The following is a 16,386-nucleotide window of genomic DNA, read 5'->3' on the forward strand; positions in this document are numbered from 1 at the left end:
GGCCGGGGCTCTTCAACATGGCGGCAGCAAGTATGGTGTCTTGCTCAAGCTTGACCGAGAACGCAGAGTAGCCGCGGACGGAGAGGACTCACGAGCAATGACGGGGCCAAGCCTTTGGGGGGCTGTCCGGCGAGGGGTATTTCCTCATCAGCTTTCGTTGTTCCTCGATAATCCGCTGCGGCGTCTGATGATCACCCCGGCAGCCCTGGCTGATCGCCTTCGGCTCAATTCCACAAGCCGGGTGTTAGAGGTGGGTCCAGGCTCCGGATACTTCAGTCTTGAGCTTGCGCGTCGCGTTCCCGAGGGGCGTCTCCAACTGCTAGATTTGCAGCCCGAAATGCTGGCGCAAGCGGCGCAAAAATTTGGCGGCCAGCTTCCGGGGCATGTGCAAAGCATCGCAGCGGACGCCTGCGGCCCGCTCCCATTCGACGATGCCAGCTTCGATGTCGTCGTGCTCGTGACTGTCCTTGGGGAGTTGCCCTGCCCAAAGGACGGATTGGCTTCCTTCTACCGGGTGCTGCGACCTGGCGGCATGATCGCAGTCCACGAGCAGTTGCCCGACCCGGACATTATCTGGCCAGCCCGGCTCGGCCACCTGATGACCGGGGCGGGATTTCGCCCTCTCGGTCGGCAGGGGCCGAAATGGAACTATACGGCCTTGTTTGAAAAGCCTGTGTCGCGGGGAGCGGAACAGTCCCGCTAATGCAGACAGGGCTATCGTCGGGCGGGGTCGTCTGACGCGCCGAAATCCCGATCCTAAGCAAGATCCCAAAAACCTCGCGTGTCGGAATCGAAAGTCTAGTTTCCTGCGTCGGAGAGGCCGGCGACCTTGGGCTTGCCATTGTCGTCAAGCCCAGCCGTCAGAGCTTCGACAATGCGGCAGTCCCGCCCCACGGCGGAACAGTTCACGTCCAGGGCGTCAAGCTCCTGCTTGAGCGCCTCCAACTGCAAGAGACGCTCTTCCACGGCCGCTCGATGTCGCGCAACGAGCTCGCTCGCGCTTTCGCACGGCTGTTCCGGATGATCGGCGAGACGTAGCAGCGACCTAACCTCGTCGAGCGAGAACCCCAAATGACGCGCCTGCTTAACGAACATGAGCCTCCGTTCATCGCTATGGCCGAACTGGCGACGACCGTTCGCCGCGCGTGGCGGCGGTCGCAGAAGGCCCGCCTCCTCGTAGAAACGAATCGTAGGAACCTTCACCCCGATTCGCCGCGACACCGCTCCGATCGACATCCCCGGCATGTGCTTGATCCTCTAGTGACTGGAGGATGTAGCGTACAATGATTCAATGAGCGAGGTGGTCATGGCGGGATGTGAAGACGGATGTGGCGCGAAGGCCGTGGAGGCGGCGAACACGCCCGAATATGTTCGTGTCCTCTGGCTCGTCGTGGCGATGAACGCGGCGATGTTCGTGGTCGGTGTGGTCGTGACCGCCACCGGCGGGTCGGTGTCGGTACGCTCCGACCTGCTCGACTTCCTGGGGGACGCGCTCGCGACCGGCATTGGCTTGCTGCTGGTTGGTAAGGCTGCGGGCATCCGGGCAGCAGCCAGTCTATGGCAGGGCCTGGCGCTCGGGGCGCTTGGGCTGTTCGCGCTGGGATCAGCGATTCTGCGCGTGTTCTCCGGAGACGTTCCCGAGCCGTTCGGGATGGGCCTTTACGGCATTCTCGGCTTCGCCGTGAACGTCGGAGCAGCGCTGCTCCTTCTCAAGCACCGGAAAGGAGACGCGAGCGTACGGGCCGTGTGGCTCTACAGTCGAAACGACGCCATCGGAAATATTGCGGTCCTCGCCGCTTCTGGACTGGTGGTCGTGACAGCGACCCGTTGGCCGGACGTAGTGGTCGGTTTCGGCATCGCGCTCCTGTTCCTTCACTCCGCCACTGAAATCGTTCGGGATGCCCGCAAGGATTTGCGGAAGGCGCGCGCATGAGAGACGCATTCCCGATCGCCGCCATCGCGGCAGTCAGCACAATCGATCAGCTAACCAAGGCTATGGCCCGCGAGGCGTTGACCCCTGGGCGTCCGGTCGAGGTCGCGCCCTTTTTCAACCTGACGCTCGGTTTTAACGAAGGCGTGGTCTTCGGCATGGGCGCTGACCTTGGCTGGGGCCCGTGGCCGCTGATCGTTCTGACGGCGACGATCGCCATCGGCTTTTCGATCTGGCTATTCCGCGAGACGAACAACGTCATGCGCGGGGCTCTGGCCCTACTGGTAGGGGGCGCTGTCGGCAATCTGCTCGACCGCGTGTTGCGGGGAGCCGTTACAGATTTCTTGGATTTCCATGCCGGGGGCGTCCACTGGCCGAGCTTCAACCTGGCGGATAGCGCCATCGTGGTCGGGGTAGGACTCTTGGTTTGGGAGTCCAGTCACCGAACGTCGCTATGAGCACGACCGCCTACACGCCCGCATCAGGACGCGCTGAGTGGACCGGTCTGTACGATCTGGCGCTTCCTCTTCTCACCCGCGAACGGCGGTGGCGCGTCGCCTTGGCGCATGCGGTCGCGCCCGAGGCAGAAGACACTATCCTGGATGTGGGCTGCGGCACCGGAACTCTGGCCGTTCTCCTCGCAAGGACTGCGCCCGGAGCCCGCATAGTCGGGCTCGACCCCGACCCCGCCATCCTCGCGCGAGCCAGAGCGAAGGCTGCGGCGTTCGCAGCGAGCGTTACGTTCCTCCCCGGCTTCGCGAGGGACGCGGCGAGTGCCGGCTTTGGCTTCGACAAGATCGTTTCAAGCCTCGTGTTTCATTAGGTGCCGATGGCTGAAAAGCGGGCCGGTTTCGCCGCAATGTTTGCGGCGCTGAAACCGGGTGGCCAACTTCACATAGCCGACTACGGAGAGCAGCGAACCGCCCCCATGCGCGCCCTCTTTCGGATCATCCAGGCCCTCGATGGGGTTGAGAATACGGAGCCGAACGCGTGCGGAATGTTGCCTCAGCTGATGCGCGAGGCGGGCTTTTCCGATGTAGTCGAATACAGGGTTATCCCGACGCCGACCGGCTCCATATCCCTCTATAAGGCCACACGACCGCTATGATGCCATTGACGCCCGAAGAGCTTCGCATCGAGCAACACCGCGTCAGGCGGCAAGCGGTTCGCGCCTTATTTTTCTGCGCCACGGTCTTAGTCCTCGCGCGCTGGTACTTGCCACTCGTCTGGACGTTCCCCGACGGATTGGCGGAGCGCATCGCATTCGCGCTCCAGGCAGCCGTCTTCGTCCTGCTGTGGGTTGTGATCGGGGTGCGGCTTGTAGCCAGCGGTCGATATCGCTTCGCCGAGGATTACCGGGGCTCAGCCTATGGCCCGCCCAGCCCAGCTTTGGCCATAAAGGTCGCCTTCCTCCAGAACACGCTTGAGCAGGCGGTCATGGCGATCGGGGCCTATCTGGCGCTGGCGACTCTTGCGCCCCGCGACGATCTCTCGCTGATCGTCGGCGGAGTCATCCTCTTTGCGATCGGACGCGCGACTTTCTTGCGCGGCTATCCGCACGGCGCCGGCGGCCGTGCTTTTGGTGTAGCCGTGACCGCTCTCCCGATGGTCGCTGCTTACGGATACGCAATCGTGCTAATGGCACTGAACTTGCTCAATTGAACGGTAGGTGGGTCGTTCTGACGAGCCACTAGAATCGCTCGACGAGTTCCTGAGCTTTTGCGGAATGGCGCGCAACCTGCGTGGCGTCGTAGTGTTGGCCGGATACCGTCTCATCCACCTTATCCTGTGCATGGGGAAGCCGCCGACGCCACGGTGCGGCAAGAGATCGAGAAGTTCGCGCACATCATCTTTTCGAGCAGTCCGGCGCAGCGCGAGTTCTGGATCGGCCAACGCGGCGTGACGATCGAGGAGCTGCGCACACGATATGACGGCTGCAAACCCTGCCTTCACGGCAGCGATTCCCATGACCAGAAATCCGTGGGCCAGCCCGTCGACAACCGCTTTTCGTGGATCAAGGGCGCCTTGGAGTTCGACACCCTCCGCCAAGCCTGCATCGATCCCGAGGGCCGCGCCTATGTCGGCGAACACCCGCCGCGCTCCGCGATGCCGTCACAAGTGATCTCGCACGTTAGGATCGACTATGCGGATTGGGCGTCCACGCCGGACATTCCGCTCAATCCCGGCCTTGTCGCCGTCATCGGCGCTCGGGGCTCGGGCAAGACGGCCCTGGCCGACGTCATCGCGGCCGGCTGCGATGCGATCACGCCATCCGGATGGGACGCGGACGAAAACATCAGCCCATCCTTCCTGGCGCGTGCGCGACGGTTGATTGGCGACGCGACGACGACGCTGACCTGGGGCGGCGGCGCGACGGTTACGCGCGCACTCGATGGCAGCGACGCCAACGGCCATATGTCGTTTCCGCGGGCCCGCTACCTGTCGCAGCAGTTCGTCGAGGAGCTTTGCTCGGCCAAAGGTGTGTCCGACGGCCTGGTCGACGAAATCGAGCGCGTGATCTTCGAATCGCATTCGCAGGACGATCGCGAATGGGCCCTCGACTTCGCTGAGTTGCGTGATCAGCAGACGTCACGGTTTCAGCAGGCGCGCGAGCGCGAGGCCGAGGCGATCTCAGACATCTCGGATCGCATCGCCACCGAGTTAGAGAAAGAGAGCCTCGTCGTCTCGTTGACCACCCAGGTCGGCCAGAAGAAGAAGTTGATCGCAGATTATACGACGGACCGCGCGAAGCTCGTGGTCAAGGGCACCGAAGCTCAGGTCGCCCGCCATACCCAACTCAGCGAGGCGGCCCAAAAGCTCCGAAACAAGATCCAGAGCTACGGCAATCAGCGCCGCACCTTTGTAGCCCTGCAGGACGAAGTCCGCAGCATGCGGGCTACGGGCGCGCCCGAGATGCTTCGACAGGCCCAGGCACGCCATACCAATAGCGGCCTCGACGCCAAGCAGTGGGACGACTTCCTGCTGATCTACAAGGGCGACGTGGACAAAAGCCTGACCGCATACGTCGCCTGGGCGGACGGCAAAGTTCGCGAACTCAATGGCGTTCCGCCCGTGCCCGGCGATCCGAACGTCCCGCTGATCGCCGATACTGCCGACATCACGACGCTGCCGCTTGCGCCGATCGCCGCCGAGATGACCCGCCTCGAAGCGCTGTTCAGCGCTGACAAGCTGGTGCGCGATCAATACGCGGCATTGACTGCGCGCATCGCGCAGGAGAATTCGGCGTGTCAGACCCTCGAAACCCGCCTTACCGATGCGCAGGGTGCCGCCGCGCGGCGCAAGGATCTCCAGACCGAGCGCGATGATACCTATGGCCGGGTTTTCGAGGCGATCATCAGTGAACAGAACGCGCTCGCGGGGCTCTACGCGCCCCTGATGGCGCGCCTTGCCGCTTCGTCGGGGACGCTAAAGAAGCTTAGCTTCTCAGTCCGACGGATCGCCGACGTTCAGGCTTGGGGAACCTTCGCGGAGGAAGAGCTTCTCGACCGTCGCAAGACCGGACCCTTCTACGGGCGCGGTTCGCTGATCGCCGCGGCCATGGAAGCGCTCAAGCCGGCGTGGGAAACTGGATCGGCGGCCGAGGTCCAAGCTGCCATGATGGCCTTCATGGCGAAATACCTCGGAGACCTTCTGTCCCATGCGCCTTATGCGCCGACGCAGCAGACCGAATTCCGGGCTTGGTCGAAACAGTTCGCGCACTGGCTTTTCGGCACCGACCACATCACCGTCCGGTACGAGATCTCCTATGACGGCGTGGACATCCGCAAGCTCTCACCCGGCACGCGCGGTATCGTGCTGCTGTTGCTCTACTTGGCGCTCGACGATTCCGATGATCGGCCGCTGATCATCGACCAGCCTGAGGAGAACCTCGATCCGAAGTCCGTATTCGACGAGCTGGTCGCGCTCTTCATTGCCGCGAAGGCGAAGCGACAGGTGATCATGGTCACGCACAACGCCAACCTCGTGATCAACACAGACGCGGATCAGATCATCGTCGCCGAAGCAGGGCCGCATCCATCGGGCGGCCTGCCCCCGATCAGCTACGTGGCGGGTGGGCTGGAAAATGCTGCAATCCGCAAGGCGGTCTGCGACATCCTCGAAGGCGGCGAAGCCGCCTTCCGCGAGCGCGCCCGGCGTCTCCGCGTCCGCCTCGAACGATAGGACAGCGAGATGGCCGAACGCGACATCGCCATCTCCGATACGCGACAGCCTCTCGGCCCGCTGGCGGAGCGCGGCTGGTCTCTTCATTGCGGCGAAGGCGTGGACGCCGACGCGACAGTGAGCGAGTTGAGCAAGCTCGGCGATCGCCTCGGCACTCGCGTTCCCGGCCGCGCTGGCTCACTCGAAGAGGTCATCGAGCCTCAAGGCACCGACGATGCGCATCCACGATCCTTGAGCGCCCGCTACGGTCTGGGCGCCCTTCCGTTCCACACGGAGCTCAGCCACCGCACCAGACCATGCCGCTACCTTCTCCTCGGGTGTATCGACCCAGGGGCGCTAACTGCCGCAACAATCCTCCTCGACTGGCGAACGCTCGGCTTTTCATCGCAAGAGCTTGACCTTCTCGAAGGAACGGCGGTGCTCGTTCGTAGCGGCCGGCGTTCCTTCTACGCGACGATCCTCGCGCCAGGTGGAGTCTTCCTGCGATACGATCCCAGCTGTCTCGAAGCCGTGGACAAGCGTGGCCGCATCGCCTTGGCGCTGGTCGAGGACCGGATCGCCGCCGGTTCGCCCCAAGTCCACCACTGGCACCGGGCCGACATCCTCATCATCGACAACTGGCGCGTCCTTCACGGGCGCAGCTCGTCGGACCGAGGGTCCGGCAGGCGCCTCGCAAGGATTCTCATTGATGCCTGACGACATCTTCATCGCCATAAACGGCGACGCGCTTCATGCAAAATCGAAGGTCTACGTCGGCCGCGCGCTGGCCCGCAAAGGCGCCGGCGATCTCGACGAGTATCAGCTCTGGGCGTCCCTCGCGCTCGAGCTGCTCGGCAAGGCCGCACTCGCGCGCAAGCATCCGAGCCTCGTCGTCGATCCGACGCACTGGCAGTCGATGTTCGTCGCCGCCGGCATCAACGTCACGACGGACGTGAAGACGATCACCGCCAAGACCTTGTTCGAACGCATGGCCCATCTCGTTCCTCGCTTCGACAAGACGGTCCAGAAATTCTGCCAGGACATTGCCGAGCGCCGAAACTCCGAGCTGCACTCGGCCGATCTTCCGTTCCGGACAATGCGACTCGACGCCTGGGAGGCACGCTATTGGCATGCGTGCGACACGATCTTGCACCAGATGAGCTCATCCTTGGAGCAGTGGCTCGGCGCGGCCGATGCAAAGGCGCCTCGCCAGCTTCTCGATGAAGCCGCCAAGGCCCTTGCGGCCGCTGTCAAGCTGCGCGTCGAGGCCGCCCGGGAGCAATTCGAGGCGTTAAAGAAGGCAGAGCGCGAACGCCTTACGGCCGAAGCGGAATTGCGCAAACCGCAGCACCAGACGGGAATCTTCAAGGGCCGCTACGACGAGATCTGGGCGGAGAGCTGCCCGGCCTGCAAATGCCGGGCCTTCATGACCGGCGAGCAAACCGGCGAAGACATCAGTGAGGAGCGCGATGAGCATGCGATCTGGGAAGTCGTCGACCGCGAGTTCGTCGGTGAAGAGTTTCGCTGCCCGACATGCGATTTGACGTTGATGGGAAGCGACGAAATCGACGCCTCGGGCCTGAACTACATCCATGAGGACCAACAAGAACGTGAGATGGAATACGAGCCGGACTACGGGAATGACTGATGGCCAATGGAGTCAGACGCAACGGGGCAGGCCTATGCCGGTTTACTTCATAGGCGAGGATGAAAACGGGTGCTCACCCATCAAGGTCGGTCTCGCGAAGGACATTGGCCGGCGGAAGAGCGACCTGCAGACCGGCAATCCGCTTGCACTCAAACTCCTCGGTTGGATCACGTCGGCCGACGATTTCGAGACCGAGCGCGATCTGCATCGTCGCCTCGCTTCCCGACGCTGCCGCGGCGAGTGGTTTTGCATCGAGCCGGCCGACGTCCTGCCGTCCCTGATGGAGGTCGGACAGCGCGGTTTCGTCGCGAAGAATGCCGATGCCTTCGAGATCACCGGCTACGATCGCGACGCCATCCCTGAATATCTCGGCGTGTGGGAATGGGCCTACCTCGAAATCGACGAATGCTGTCCCTTCTGCGGATGCCTGTGCGGCATGCATTTTCAGGAGGCCTCGCAGATGTACTACTGCATCCAGTGCGACACGCTCACCGATTTCTCGGAACTGTCCCCGGATGACTACGACGGGCCAGAGGACTGGGTACCCTCAAGACCAACAACGAGTGGGGGCATAACATGAGCATACAATGGCTGTTGGCGCGAGCACCGGGATTCCACGCGCTGCCCGACGAGGACCGCGCGGCGATCTTCAACTTCACCTTCCTGTGGAGCCTGTTCGAGGCCCAGGTCATGGGCAATTTTGCGCGCCCGGATCTCATCTGCGTGAAGGCAGACGAGTGGCGAGACGCGGGTACGCTCGACGCCGACCACTATGAAGGAGAGCTGGCCTACTTTCGGCAGCGCTACTTCGCTGACGGGCAGTTCACCCCACACTTCGCCTACCTGAATCTTCGCCCAGCCGATCAGCCCGACCTAGTCCGGTCGGTCCTCGAAGGAAGCAACGACGACCCGCGCGATCGCCTGCTGACCGTGCTGATGATCGTCTGGCGCTTTCGCAACAATCTGTTCCACGGCGAGAAGTGGGCTTACCAGCTCCAGGACCAGCTCCCGAACTTCACCCACGCCAACGCAGTGTTGATGCGGCTCCTCGAACGGCATGGGCAGTTGGCAGGCTGACGGCCCCAAGCGCTCGGGAGTTTCCGTCAATGCGGCTCGTCCGAATAGATCCTACCCACCATTTGTCCATGCGAGTTTGGCCCCGAGCGAACTCGAATGCGGACCTTCCCAACGTCGGCTAAGAGCCCAAAGGCGACACTAAGGGATCCACGGCGCGAAGGTCCGAAATGGGCTCATAGCGGCGGTTCAAAGCGTCCGCTCTCGGCACCAGGCGTCGGCGCTGCCGGATAGGCTGGGACTTATGCGGCCTTCTGGAGCGCCCCCTTTGGGCATCGAACCGCACTACTGAATTCTCAGATCACTCTTCATCCACTGGCGCGGAGGCTGGCCTGCCGGACGCAGCGGGCAGTTTATCATCGTACCGCAACAAGGCTGCCCTTGCTCTGATTTCCAATAGCGATCGAGGGCCCGTCGACGGTGCAGCTCCATAGCCACTAGCCGAGCGATAGCCGCCCGCCGCTCGCACTCGCCCCAAAGAATCCGTCTGCGTCGCCGTCCTCGCGTTTTTTCACAGCCACGCGGGCAAGGAGCGCGCCCGTTGATCGGAGTCCCGTCATCCTTGGCTACACGCGTCGTTGGATTCGTGATCCAAGACGGGAGTCCTGCATGAGCGCGCCGGTATTCCTCGCCGAACCCCAGCTCGTCGGCGAGCCGTTGCGCCGCTCGCTGCCATTCACCGGCGTGGCCATGGTCGAGCGCATGAGCGTCGGGCCAAAGGCCCGTTTCGTCTGCGAGGGACTGCAACTGCAGCCATTGTTCAAGATGCGCCCACCAGATCCGAGCTTCGTCGATCGACCCTGCCCCGAGCGCATCGAGACCGAGACAGAAGGTCCGGTCCCTCTGGATGTGGCGCTCCGCGCACCGGCCGGGTAGTCGCGTGCCGGGGACGGGCTCGGACACCGCGATCCGGTCGCCATCCGTTCGCAGGATGAGGGCAAGCCCACCCTGCGCCCAGACGGTGTCCGCGGGGCGGGCGACGCCAGACAAGGCGTCCGGAGCCGACTGGGGTTCCGCCGTGAACCAAGCCGGCGTCGTCATTTCCAGAAAGACCAGCCTCTGAGGCATCAGCGATTGTGGGCCTGTACCAACGGGCCGGCGATTGACCCGATGTTGGCCGGCGCCACGCCCTTCACCAGACGGACTGCGTTCGGATATGTGAGGTTCGAAACCGTCCTGGATCCACGCAGTGCCTGTCGGACGGCGAGACCCGCCGCGTCGAAAGCCCCCTCTCCGAAAACGGTCCCGCGTCCATCGCAGGTCCGCTGCAGACGTTCGGACTCGCAGGTCGCCGCGCTGGTCACGCAACGTACGCCGGAGGCACCACGCAGGCCAATGCGGCAGGCCGGGGTCGTCCCGTAATCCACGCCGATCGCCAGTCCGAGATCTTCAATTCCCGGGAGCTCCGCCTTGCACAGCAGGAAGGACGAGCGAAGCGCACCGGCCAGCAGGAATGCGGTGTCGATGGTCTTGGTCGGGTCGACCGCGCTGGCGTCGCCCTCCGCAACAACGGCCTTCAGGCAATCGCCGATGAAGCGCACCTTGCGTCCATCGAAGTCCTCCCGGACTGTGGCGGCGAACTCGCCGCGCATGACGTGAAGGTTGGCCACGGCCTGATTGACGCGGCCGCTCGCCAAGCTCACATCGACATAGTCGGTGAAGCCGTCGAGGTCCGCGAACAATGCCGCCATGGCCATCAGCACTGATCGGCTCGGCACCAGGAGCTTGAAGTCCAGCGTCTTCAGAGGCGGCGTGTGTTGGTGGAAGTTGAATACCGGCAGGCTGCCTTGCGATTCCGCTACGGCCAGTTCGACATCGTATTTGGCGATTTCGTCATCGGCCGCTTCCTGCAACGTCCTGAACCCGCCAGCGGCGCGAGTTGAACCACTGCGGCGCACCAAATCTTCGAACGGGTCAAGCCCTTGGGCCGCGGTGAAGCTTAGCGGCGCGAGAGCCCGGCGGACCCGTTCGCTAAGATGGATACCCGGCAGCCCGCACGCAGCCAAATGGGCGGCATGGTTGGCGGGCCGGCCGATGAACAGGGGCTCGTGCTCGTCGCCACGGCCGCTATTGATAGCAACGGCGCGACCAGCATCGATGCCAATGGCGACGCGGGTCTCGTAGCGCCCGTTGAAGCGCCCGCCCATCCGCGCGACCATGGCGATGATCGTACGCGCAAAGGCCACTGCGCGACCGATCCGCTCGAGGGCGTTGTCGGCTCCCGTCGGCGTCAACACCACGGCGTGCAGGCGCGCGCCGTGGAAGTCGACACGCTGCAGACCGAAGGCCTCAATCAGGCGATCGGACCCGCCGTAGTAGAGGTGAAGGAAGGTCAGGGCCCGGCGGTAAGCCGCCTCTGTATCGCGCTCAGATGACAGCTGGGTGCTGAAATCCATCAGTTCGACGTAGACATGAACGCCGTCCGTGAGAACCGCCCGGTTCCGCGGAATATCGACGATCGCGGCGGCGGAGGCCTCCGTCAGCATCATAGCCTTTGCCAGCGCCTCGCGACGGCGGGGCATGTAGTCGCGTTCGAATTCCTCGACCTGGATATCGGTCTCGGGCACATTGTTCTGGAAGCGACGAATGCGCTCCCGGCTTTTTTCTTCAGTCCAGCTCATGGGTTTTCTTGATGCTCAGGTGAGGACGCCGCGAAGGGCAATGTGTTTGCGAAGGTCGTTGACGATCGGACGGAGCGCTTCGTCCAGTTCACGATCGGTCCGGTAGCGCAGCACGGTCACGCCGTTCATGTCGGTTGTGAGGTGCGTATGCGCGGCGGGGGTGACCACGATGACCCGGTCAAGACCGAGCACGCCGATGGCCATGCCCATCTCGAAGGTGACGTTGTCGCGGGGCACCGGAATGGTCTTGCCCCTCGACCGCACCTTGTCCTCCGGCGTCGCCACGACGAGTGCGAAGTCCGCCTCCTTCAGGGCATTGACGAGGGCGTTTACCGGATAGCTGGAGATGGCGAAGACGCCGCCTTGATCCCACGGCCGGAACCGAAAGTCGTCGTCCCGCAGAAGACTCTCGACTTCCCTCACCACCGGCAGGGCTTCCGAGGCGCTGATGGCGAGGATCTGGGGTTTTTCATTGCGCTGGCACTCGCGATCGCCTCGCTCAGCGAGCCGCTTGTTCGCCTCCAGCGCGACCGCCTCCATCAAGTCGGTGTGGCTTCGGGCGAGATCCCTGAAGCCTTCGCCGGGCACGCGCAACACGACGGACGGCTCAGTGGCGGTCACGGTGGCGCTGCGCTTTTGGCCGGGATCCAACCCGGCGATCTCGCCGACATGGTCGCCGTACTTACGGACATTCACATGGTTGCCCTTCACCAGAACGGCGAAGGCACCTTCCAGGATGAAGTAGAAATCGATACCGGTCTCGCCCTCACGAACGAGATTGTCCCCGGTCCTCACCGAAATCAGCTCGCCTAGGTCGGCCAGCGCCTCGGCCACGCTCTGATCGTGGCGTACGAGGGTCTGGGCGCGGAGGGCTTGGATCAAGCGCGGCCGCCCCTCAGCACCCGCGAACTGCGTCATCGATGACATGTTCGCTCCCTTCAGCGCTTGCTGTCGGGCGTGCGGCGCTCGCGCCGCCACGTCGAACCGGGGCTCTGCGTCGGCGGCAGGGTCCGGCCGTCGGGGACGGTCGCCCAGTTGTCATGCTTGCCGCCACGGGGACCTACCTCACGGTAGATGCCGCCGCTCTTGCCGGACGATTCGCCCGGCTTCTTTTCAATGCTCATTCTCTTGCAGGGTCTGAGCAGGTGGCCTTGCAAGCCGTGGGACGAGGCGATACTCCGTTTTTTGCTGAGTTGGAGTTATCTACTTCATCTTCCGGCGCCGCCCCGGCCGCCTGCGGTTGGTGTGGGCGTCACAAAACTGTAGGGGGCGGGCCTTTGGCTCGTCCCTTTTTCTTTTTGCGGCGTTTACCCGCCGTAGGCCGGAATCCTCCCCGTGTGCCAATGTGGGAAGCGTAAGTAGTTCAGCGGCTTTGCAAAGTCAATGTAAGTGAGTTATTCGCCATGGCGATGTGCGGATATCTGAGGGGAAAAAATGCGACTGTCTGAAATCGCTGAGGTTTTTTCGGGACGTCCTGCGCAGCGGGTCGAAGACGGGGAGCGGACAAGCGTCGTTCCTATCGTGGCGATGCGCGATGTCGGCACCCGAATCATCGCCAGAGCCCATCTGGAAACCGTTCCGGTCGGCGGAGAGCCCGATCCCCGACGTAGGATCCAGGCCGGCGACATCGTGGTCACGAGCCGTGGCCGTGTTCGGGCGGCAGTGGCCTACGAGGAACACGCCGGCGTTTTGCTCGGTCCCAACCTCATGATGATCCGACCGCAGTCGGACTACCCTTCGGCGCTCTTGGCTGCGTTTCTGCGTCACCCCGCCGTGGAGGCACGACTGCTACAAGATACGATGACGGCGGGGACGCCAGGCTTCTCCATGGAAAACCTGCGATCCCTAGAGCTGAAAGACATCACGGCCGAGCAGGCGGACCGCCTCGCCGAACTCATGGACGAGACCGACACCTATGTCTGGGAGGTTCAAGCCGGAGCCAATCGGTTAACCGCCGCCGCAATCGAAACTGTATTCACTAACCTCAATGTCGAGCCTACAGCATGACCGAGGCCTCTGCGCCGGACTTCGATTTCAGGCCGGCAACGATCGCGTTCGAGCGGATGCTGATGCGTTTGCGGAGCGTCGACCATTTCGCCATCGGGCGCCGTGTTCTAACGATCGTTGCTTTGGCTCGGTACAACACACTACTCGCTATGGCCCTGCGAGGTGCCGCCGGGTCCGCTATGGATGCGTCACGCTACAGCGTATTCCGAACCGCCATCGAGCAGATTGGCGACGTTCCGGGCGACATGGTCGAAGCATTCCGCTCCACGCTCATTCCGGATGTTTTGCAGAGCCGTTGGGAACAGGGTCTAGATTACGCCGCTAGCATACTGACCTCCCTTCCACTGTCCGCGCCCGAAGAGGAGTTCGGTCGATGGTTCAGCGACAGGCTCGACCAGACAGTGATGGCCGGACCGCTTGCGTCTGAGGTCAGCACGCCGCGACATCTGGCGGAGTTCATGGTCCAACTTGCGGATATCAGACCGGGCCAAACGGTCTTCGATCCCTGTTGCGGTCAAGGCGGTCTGCTTGCCGAAGCCTGGCAGGTGGAGCCGAAGGCTAAAGTTCGTGGATCTGAAGTTCACGCGACCTCGGCCGCTCTTGCCCAGCTCCGGTTTGCCCTGCTGCACGCGCCTGCTGACATTTCGCGCGAGGACTCTCTGCAGACGTTCGCTTCAGGGCAGTTCGATCGGGTCCTTTGCGACCCGCCGCTCGGCTACTACGTGGATGTAGCGGGCCGTCGCGGAGCACAGGCGGGCCGGAGGGTTGAGACCCTGTTTTTGGAGCGATCGTTGGACGCATTGGCGCGCGGGGGACGCGCCGTAGTCCTAGTGACGCAAGCGGTTCTATCCCGCCGTGGTGCAGAAAGTATTCTTCGCAAGCAGATTCTGGATAACGCAGAACTCGAGGCCGTGATCGCCCTACCAGCGAGCGCAATGGCTTGGACCGCCACCGACATGGCGATTTTGGTGCTATCACGCGGGAAGCGAAACCAATCCGTCCGCATGTTTGACGGCGCTCGTTTTCGAAACGTGCGCGGACTGAGGACAAGTAGCCAAGTCCTCGCGGCAATACGGGAGGCATTTGAAGCGGGCGACCCAGACAAATGCCAGGATGTCAGTTACGCCAGCCTCAAGGAGGCTGAAACATGGAGTCCAAGACGCCATCTGGCTTCGCCGGTTGCAACTCATGACCCGGTCCGTCTGCGTGACGAGGCCTATGACTATCTGAAAGACGCCGAGCAGCGACTGCCAAGAATCAAGGAACTGTTTGCTGAGGTGCTGGGCGACATCAATGAGCCTACGGGCTCTGCCAAGCGGCGGCACCGTCGAAGGCCGGCCCCGTAGAGTGGGCCTTCGGTAGCTGGATAATGTCCGATTTCAAGTCCTGATTGCCGTGCTGGCGAACGATCTCCCTTCGTCTATGACGGCCGCTAGACGAGACATGACGGTGCCCTCCTCTGGCGTGATGCGGTACCCCTCGCGGCCGGCGGCGTCTGCGCCGCTTCGAGTGAAGAGGACTGACCATGACAGGAGGGCTGTGGTGGGACGATGTAGTTGCGCGTGCGGATGATTGGGAGGAGGAAGAGCGGCCTCGGCGGCGGATTGCCGATGACCTCGGCTACCCTGACTGGGTCGACATGGTCACGGCGCGGGCCAGACAGCATCCCGAGGATGCGCGGCGCGTCTGCTGGGGCTGCGTGCACGATCGCGGCCTAAAGCGGTTCGTGCGCTGGGCCGCGGTGGCGCGGACCTGTGACTTCTGCGGTCGACGCTCTCCGGTCGATTTCGCAGCGCCGCTGTATGAACTGGCGCGCTTCGTCGAAGGCTGTCTGAGGGCCGACTATGATCAGCCGGAGAATGTCCTGTTCTACGACGCCGAGAGCGACACCGGCTGGGCGGGCGACGTCTGGGATAACAGGGAACTGCTCGAGGATACCGTCTGGGCCGACGAACGGGTCGTCGAGGCACTCATCGGCTCTTTCGACACGGATCTGCAGTGGTGTGAAGGCGAGCCGGCCTTGTTCATGCCGGAGGATCATCTGCGGGTCAGTTGGGAAACCTTCTGCGATTACGTCAAACACACCTCCCGCTTCATGTTCATGCGTCCGGACGAGGCGGGCCGGCGGTTGGCCGACGAGCAGGACAGTACGCTCGTCCGTTCCACCGAAATGCTGGATCTGTTCGGAGAGACGATCGAGGCCAGCAGCCTGATCCAGACGCTCTCGGTGCGAATTAAGCTGTTTCGGGCACGACCGGTCGAAAACGGTGATTGGCACGAGACGGCCGACACTCTCGGTCCCCCGCCGAAGTCGGACACCGGTCCCCCGGCCAGTCGGATGAGCCCCGCCGGCATCCCCATCCTGTATGGTGCCTTCGACGAGACCACCGCCCTAGCGGAGGTGATGACCCGCACCGGACAAGCCTCGCTCGGGGTATTCTCGCCGCTCCGACCGTTGAAAGTGCTCGATCTGCGGGCCGACCGGCCGGTTCCGGCGCCGACCATCTTCGAGAATGCGAGCGCGCTGGCGAGGGGTCTGCCCGGTTTCGTCGAGGCCTTCCGCGACGAGATCGCCCGACCAGTGACCCGCGACGGCCGCGAGCACATCGACTATGTCCCCTCCCAGATCGTCACTGAATATATCCGGCGGGTCTACCGGACGGCGGCCGGTGATCGGCTCGACGGCGTCCTCTACCCGAGCACCAAGAATCCAACTGGCGTCTGTGTGGCGCTCTTCGCCACCCGCGCCGACATTGCGGCCTCTGTGGGGGCCCGCGCCAGGCGGGACGCCTTTCTGCGGTTTCGCCCGCGATCGCCCCGACGATTGCGCGTCCGCCTCGGTCGTGACGGTCGCGTCAGGGGTGTCAATGCCGTTTGAGGCCGACCATGGCTCAGCTAAGGGATTGGTGATGACAAACAAGGTCCGATTCTCGCGGTCGAGGTAA

At 63.3% G+C, this 16,386-nt stretch carries 18 protein-coding genes; 13 read left to right on the forward strand and 5 right to left on the reverse strand.

Going from position 1 to position 16,386, the window contains the following annotated elements; genetic code table 11:
• Positions 1–157: 157 nt before the first annotated feature.
• The gene (locus G391_RS0100940; protein WP_169719082.1) at positions 158–703 is read left to right on the forward strand and encodes a class I SAM-dependent methyltransferase; all 546 of its coding nucleotides are present in this window, start codon (positions 158–160) and stop codon (positions 701–703) included.
• 95 nt (positions 704–798) lie between these two features.
• Here the strand turns inward: G391_RS0100940 and G391_RS0100945 are convergent, their stop codons facing one another.
• Positions 799–1,245, reverse strand: coding sequence for a MerR family transcriptional regulator (locus G391_RS0100945; RefSeq protein WP_029085849.1), 447 nt, complete (start codon positions 1,243–1,245; stop codon positions 799–801).
• A 46-nt stretch (positions 1,246–1,291) separates the two neighbouring features.
• Between G391_RS0100945 and G391_RS0100950 the strand changes: the two genes are divergently transcribed.
• From G391_RS0100950 to G391_RS0100990, 9 genes are all read left to right on the forward strand, one after another.
• Positions 1,292–1,933 carry a cation efflux transmembrane domain-containing protein gene (locus tag G391_RS0100950; RefSeq protein WP_211226455.1) on the forward strand — a complete coding sequence of 214 codons (642 nt, stop codon included), beginning with the start codon at positions 1,292–1,294 and terminating at the stop codon, positions 1,931–1,933.
• The gene (gene lspA, locus G391_RS0100955; protein WP_029085851.1) at positions 1,930–2,388 is read left to right on the forward strand and encodes a signal peptidase II; all 459 of its coding nucleotides are present in this window, start codon (positions 1,930–1,932) and stop codon (positions 2,386–2,388) included. Before G391_RS0100950 ends, lspA begins: the two co-directional genes overlap by 4 nt.
• Positions 2,385–2,753 carry a class I SAM-dependent methyltransferase gene (locus G391_RS15740; protein WP_211226456.1) on the forward strand — a complete coding sequence of 123 codons (369 nt, stop codon included), beginning with the start codon at positions 2,385–2,387 and terminating at the stop codon, positions 2,751–2,753. The genes lspA and G391_RS15740 overlap by 4 nt, the downstream gene beginning before the upstream one ends.
• 281 nt (positions 2,754–3,034) lie before the next feature.
• Positions 3,035–3,592 carry an MAPEG family protein gene (locus tag G391_RS0100965; protein WP_029085852.1) on the forward strand — a complete coding sequence of 186 codons (558 nt, stop codon included), beginning with the start codon at positions 3,035–3,037 and terminating at the stop codon, positions 3,590–3,592.
• 126 nt (positions 3,593–3,718) lie between these two features.
• Positions 3,719–6,112: a TrlF family AAA-like ATPase gene (locus tag G391_RS13410; RefSeq protein WP_211226457.1), complete on the forward strand. Its 2,394-nt coding sequence runs from the start codon at positions 3,719–3,721 to the stop codon at positions 6,110–6,112.
• A 9-nt stretch (positions 6,113–6,121) separates the two neighbouring features.
• Positions 6,122–6,808 (forward strand): TauD/TfdA family dioxygenase, encoded by a 687-nt coding sequence (locus G391_RS0100975; RefSeq protein WP_029085853.1) that lies wholly within the window; start codon positions 6,122–6,124, stop codon positions 6,806–6,808.
• Complete coding sequence (locus G391_RS0100980; RefSeq protein ID WP_029085854.1) at positions 6,801–7,739, forward strand: hypothetical protein; 939 nt, start codon at positions 6,801–6,803, stop codon at positions 7,737–7,739. Before G391_RS0100975 ends, G391_RS0100980 begins: the two co-directional genes overlap by 8 nt.
• A gap of 34 nt (positions 7,740–7,773) precedes the next feature.
• Positions 7,774–8,319 carry a GIY-YIG nuclease family protein gene (locus G391_RS13415; RefSeq protein WP_051257029.1) on the forward strand — a complete coding sequence of 182 codons (546 nt, stop codon included), beginning with the start codon at positions 7,774–7,776 and terminating at the stop codon, positions 8,317–8,319.
• Positions 8,316–8,816, forward strand: a complete 501-nt coding sequence (locus G391_RS0100990) for a hypothetical protein (protein WP_211226458.1) — start codon at positions 8,316–8,318, stop codon at positions 8,814–8,816. Before G391_RS13415 ends, G391_RS0100990 begins: the two co-directional genes overlap by 4 nt.
• Positions 8,817–9,098: 282 nt before the next feature.
• Here G391_RS0100990 and G391_RS15970 read toward each other — a convergent pair whose 3' ends face one another.
• The 4 genes from G391_RS15970 to G391_RS0101010 form a co-directional block, all read right to left on the reverse strand.
• Positions 9,099–9,881 (reverse strand): E2 domain-associated cysteine-rich protein, encoded by a 783-nt coding sequence (locus G391_RS15970; protein ID WP_084169086.1) that lies wholly within the window; start codon positions 9,879–9,881, stop codon positions 9,099–9,101.
• On the reverse strand, positions 9,881–11,299 hold the full coding sequence (locus G391_RS13420; RefSeq protein ID WP_156893812.1) for a nucleotidyl cyclase domain-containing protein: 1,419 nt from the start codon (positions 11,297–11,299) through the stop codon (positions 9,881–9,883). Before G391_RS13420 ends, G391_RS15970 begins: the two co-directional genes overlap by 1 nt.
• A gap of 150 nt (positions 11,300–11,449) precedes the next feature.
• Entirely contained in the window at positions 11,450–12,316 is an 867-nt protein-coding gene (locus tag G391_RS0101005; protein ID WP_169719083.1) for a TIR domain-containing protein, read from the reverse strand.
• Between the two features lie 56 nt (positions 12,317–12,372).
• A complete protein-coding gene (locus G391_RS0101010) occupies positions 12,373–12,558 on the reverse strand; it encodes a hypothetical protein (protein ID WP_035303456.1) in 186 nt (61 codons plus the stop codon).
• A 403-nt stretch (positions 12,559–12,961) separates the two neighbouring features.
• On the opposite strand from G391_RS0101010, the gene G391_RS0101015 reads away from it, so the two are divergent.
• The 3 genes from G391_RS0101015 to G391_RS14995 all read left to right on the forward strand — a co-directional run bounded on the left by G391_RS0101015 (position 12,962) and on the right by G391_RS14995 (position 16,319).
• Complete coding sequence (locus G391_RS0101015; protein WP_156893813.1) at positions 12,962–13,441, forward strand: restriction endonuclease subunit S domain-containing protein; 480 nt, start codon at positions 12,962–12,964, stop codon at positions 13,439–13,441.
• Positions 13,438–14,787, forward strand: coding sequence for an HsdM family class I SAM-dependent methyltransferase (locus tag G391_RS0101020; protein ID WP_029085860.1), 1,350 nt, complete (start codon positions 13,438–13,440; stop codon positions 14,785–14,787). The genes G391_RS0101015 and G391_RS0101020 overlap by 4 nt, the downstream gene beginning before the upstream one ends.
• 179 nt (positions 14,788–14,966) lie before the next feature.
• Entirely contained in the window at positions 14,967–16,319 is a 1,353-nt protein-coding gene (locus G391_RS14995) for a HEPN-associated N-terminal domain-containing protein (protein WP_029085861.1), read from the forward strand.
• The last annotated feature ends 67 nt before the right edge of the window (positions 16,320–16,386 follow it).

It is taken from the genome of Brevundimonas aveniformis DSM 17977 (assembly GCF_000428765.1).
Lineage (GTDB): Bacteria > Pseudomonadota > Alphaproteobacteria > Caulobacterales > Caulobacteraceae > Brevundimonas > Brevundimonas aveniformis.